This is a genomic window from Tenacibaculum sp. L6 (assembly GCF_028823685.1).
GTDB lineage: Bacteria > Bacteroidota > Bacteroidia > Flavobacteriales > Flavobacteriaceae > Polaribacter.
Genome location: NZ_JAPEHZ010000104.1, coordinates 1 through 3,712 on the forward strand (window position 1 = coordinate 1; position 3,712 = coordinate 3,712).

General features: G+C 33.2%; 5 protein-coding genes. 4 read left to right on the plus strand and 1 reads right to left on the minus strand.

The genetic code is table 11. The annotated features are described in order from the left end of the window. From OU788_RS11865 to OU788_RS11875, 3 genes are all read left to right on the plus strand, one after another. The coding region (locus tag OU788_RS11865; protein ID WP_274635363.1) for a 1-aminocyclopropane-1-carboxylate deaminase/D-cysteine desulfhydrase at positions 1-715 on the plus strand (715 nt) is incomplete at its 5' end. Then, positions 715-1,509 (plus strand): glucosaminidase domain-containing protein, encoded by a 795-nt coding sequence (locus OU788_RS11870; RefSeq protein ID WP_274635364.1) that lies wholly within the window; start codon positions 715-717, stop codon positions 1,507-1,509. The genes OU788_RS11865 and OU788_RS11870, both read left to right, overlap by 1 nt. Positions 1,510-1,529: 20 nt before the next feature. Further along, the gene (locus tag OU788_RS11875) at positions 1,530-2,048 is read left to right on the plus strand and encodes a gamma carbonic anhydrase family protein (RefSeq protein ID WP_274635365.1); all 519 of its coding nucleotides are present in this window, start codon (positions 1,530-1,532) and stop codon (positions 2,046-2,048) included. Positions 2,049-2,101: 53 nt separating this feature from the next. Here OU788_RS11875 and OU788_RS11880 read toward each other — a convergent pair whose 3' ends face one another. Then, complete coding sequence (locus OU788_RS11880; RefSeq protein ID WP_274635366.1) at positions 2,102-2,566, minus strand: Spy/CpxP family protein refolding chaperone; 465 nt, start codon at positions 2,564-2,566, stop codon at positions 2,102-2,104. Between the two features lie 103 nt (positions 2,567-2,669). Between OU788_RS11880 and OU788_RS11885 the strand changes: the two genes are divergently transcribed. After that, positions 2,670-3,647 (plus strand): endonuclease/exonuclease/phosphatase family protein, encoded by a 978-nt coding sequence (locus OU788_RS11885; protein ID WP_274635367.1) that lies wholly within the window; start codon positions 2,670-2,672, stop codon positions 3,645-3,647. Positions 3,648-3,712 lie beyond the last annotated feature (65 nt).

Genomic DNA, 3,712 nt, shown 5'->3' on the forward strand with positions numbered 1-3,712 from the left:
TGCTGCCGCAGGAAAAATAGCTGGATTCAAAACCATCGGAATTATTAGAGGTGATGAATTAGGAAAGGATTTGACGAAGACACTTGCTCAAAACAAAACCTTAAAAAATGCGTTCGATAATGGGATGCAATTTCAATTTGTTTCTAGAGAAGCCTACCGAAACAAAACTTCCGAAGCATTTATCAAACATTTAAAAAAAGAATTTGGTGATTTTTATCTCGTTCCAGAAGGAGGAACGAATGCTTTAGCAGTACAGGGTTGTGAAGAGATTTTAACAAATGAAGATGAAAAATTCGATTATATTTGTTGTGCAGTAGGTACTGGAGGAACCATTTCTGGATTGATAAATTCAGCTAAAGAACACCAAAAAGTAATTGGTTTTCCTGCATTGAAAGGTGATTTTTTAACGGATGAAATAAAACCTTATGTAAAAGGAAATGAAAACTGGAGTTTACAAAACAAATATCATTTTGGAGGCTACGGAAAATATACTCCAGAATTAATTCGTTTTGTAAATGAGTTTAAAGAGCAAACGACTATTTTGTTAGATCCTATTTATACAGGAAAAATGTTGTTTGGAATACTAGACTTAGTAGCAAAAGATGCATTTCCAGTAGGTAGTAAAATACTAGTAATTCATACAGGAGGTTTGCAAGGTATAGCTGGAGTAAATCAAAAATTAAAGAATAAAAATCAAGAGTTAATAAAGGTTTAATGAAAATAAAAGTAGTTTTTTTAGCAGCATGTGCTGTGATATTGGCAAGTTGTGGATCAGGAAAAAATGTGGTAAGGTCTACACCTAATGAAGTAGTGCTGGAGACTAAGGAAGAGAAAGCACCAAAGTTGCCTCAATTAGAGCAAATAAAGCGACCAGTAGCAACAACTACGAATCATACCGAAACCTATATTCAAAAGTTTGCTCCGATTGCAGTTAAGAAAATGCATGAGCACGGAATTCCTGCAAGTATTACCTTAGCACAAGGAGTGTTAGAGTCAGGAAGTGGTAGAAGTGCATTAGCGCTTCGTTCTAACAATCACTTCGGAATTAAGTGTCATAGAGGTTGGCAAGGACATAGTGTAACTCATGATGATGATGAAAAAGGAGAATGTTTTAGAAAATATAAATATCCAGAAACATCGTACGAAGATCACTCTCAGTTTTTATTAACGCGTAGTCGTTATGCAAGTTTGTTTAAATTAAGACATACCGATTATAAAGGTTGGGCGTATGGGTTGAAAAAAGCTGGGTATGCAACAGATAAACGATATCCGCAAAAGTTAATTTCTATCATTAATAAATACGATTTATCTCAATACGATAGGGTAAAACCTGACGGATCGTTAGCCGCTAAAATACCAAGTTACAAAGAAGAGTCTCATAAAGTGCAAAAAGGAGATACGTTGTATTCTATATCGAGAAGGTATAATATTTCGGTACAACGATTAAAAGAAGTAAACGGATTGACGGATAACAACATTAGTATTGGTCAAGACTTACTTGTAAAATAAAAAATAGCAATAGATTATATATGCCAATTATAAAACCTGTAAACGGAAAACATCCGCAAATACCAAAAGATTGTTATGTGGCAGAAAATGCTACTATTGTTGGAGATGTACAAATGGGAAAAGAATGTAGTGTATGGTTTAATGCTGTAATTCGAGGTGATGTACATTATATAAAAATGGGAGACAAAGTAAATGTACAGGATGGGGCGGTTATACATGCTACCTATAAAAAATCACCAACTACGATCGGAAATAATGTGTCTATTGGTCATAATGCTTTGGTGCATGGATGTACAATTCACGATAATGTGTTAGTAGGTATGGGGAGTATTATTATGGATGATTGCGTGGTAGAATCGAATTCTATTATCGCTGCAGGTGCTGTAGTTACTAAAAATACACATATTGAAAGCGGAAGTGTATATGCAGGAGTTCCAGCTAAAAAAGTAAAAGATATTTCTCAAGAACTAATTTCTGGAGAGATTGATAGAATAGCCAACAATTATGTGAAGTATTCAAGTTGGTTTAAAGAAGAATAAATAAAAAGTAAAAAGGGCTTTTTCAATCAAAACTAATCTACTATAAATCGATATTACTTATCGCTTTTATTTTCTTTTTGATGCTTTCTTTTTTCATGTATTTTGCGGTCACCTTTCTTTTTATGTCTATTCATTTTTCTTGCAGCCATTTTTTCAAAGCGTTCGTATTGCTGCTCGTTTAAAATGCGTTTCATTTCAGTTTTGTATGCAATTTGCTTGTCTAGCATTTTGGTTTTCATTGCATAACGCTCTTCCGAAGTAGGCTTACTATCGCTTTCTTTCATTGCTTTTCTCTTAGCCCACATCTCTTTTCTTTCAGCTACTTTTTTAGCTATTAAAGGTTTAATTTGGTTTTGTTGCGCTTCAGTTAAATCCAACTTCAATGTCATTTTTTTAACTTCTAACTCTGTTTGTTGCTCTACCGTTAATTGCTCACGTTTACCTTTATCTCCTTTTTGTGCTTGAGTAGTAACGGTAAATCCAACCGCTAAAACCAATACTGTTAATAATTTTTTCATGTTTATAAAAATTTAAGGTTTTGTAATTATTTACGATTCTAAGACCAAGCGAGATTAAAAAAGTTTAAATTTGAAAGTATTTTTAACATTTTTTTAGTTTTATATGAAGTCAATTTTCAGAATTGCTGTAAGATTTTTATTGGTGGTTATAGCAGCGTTTGCAATCTTCTTTTTTTGGGCGTCTTCACCAACCATGGATGAAGCTGAGTACGCAAAAATAATTACAAACGAGTATGATCCCACTTTAGATACTGATTCTGTTTACAGTATTGTAACTTACAATATTGGGTATTTAAGTGGAATGACAAATAACCGAGCAATCGCAAAACCTAAAGAACTATTCGATTCTAATATGAAAAAGGTGCTTACTGAAATTAAAAAAGTAAATCCAGATATATTGGCTTTTCAAGAAATTGATTACAAAGCAGCGAGATCGTATGAAGTAAATCAGGAAGAAGAGATCGCTAAATTAGGATATAACTATGTGGCAAGAGGTATAAATTGGGATGAACATTACGTTCCTTTTCCTTATTGGCCACCAAGCATGCACTTTGGTAAAATTGTGTCGGGACAATCAATTTTGAGTAAGTACGAATTGAAGGATTACCAACGAATTGTGTTAGAGCGTGTGGCAGATAATCCGTTTTATAGAGATGCGCTGTATTTAGATAGATTGGTGCAAGTGGTTAAAGTGGTTATAGAAGGAAAAGAGGTTGTGGTGATAAACTTGCATTTAGAAGCATTTGATAAGGCAACACGAGTACGTCAGTTTGAATATGTGTTGAATCTTTTCAATAGTTATAAAACAACGTACCCAACTATTTTATTGGGTGATTTTAACTCAAAAGCAAGAGATAGCGAAGCTATTATTCAAAAAATATTTTCGATGGAAGGAGTTGGGAATGCTGCGTTTTCTTCTGAGAACCCTGAAAACACATTTGATACTAAAGATCCCGTAGAACGTATTGATTATATTTTTTATACAGAAAATACGATAGAATATATTGAAGGAAAAGTTTTGAATGAATTTGGAGAAGCTTCTGACCATTATCCAATAGAGATGAGGTTCAAATTGAAATAAAATAAATAAAAACGACTCGATTATTTATTGAGTTGTTGTTTTTAAAACTAAAAAACCCGAACAAA

Bases quoted from the DNA above. Each gene is read 5' to 3' on its own strand.
- OU788_RS11870 (WP_274635364.1), top strand. From the start codon at position 715: ATGAAAATAAAAGTAGTTTTTTTAGCAGCATGTGCTGTGATATTGGCA.
- OU788_RS11875 (WP_274635365.1), top strand. From the start codon at position 1,530: ATGCCAATTATAAAACCTGTAAACGGAAAACATCCGCAAATACCAAAA.
- OU788_RS11880 (WP_274635366.1), bottom strand. From the start codon at position 2,566: ATGAAAAAATTATTAACAGTATTGGTTTTAGCGGTTGGATTTACCGTT.
- OU788_RS11885 (WP_274635367.1), top strand. From the start codon at position 2,670: ATGAAGTCAATTTTCAGAATTGCTGTAAGATTTTTATTGGTGGTTATA.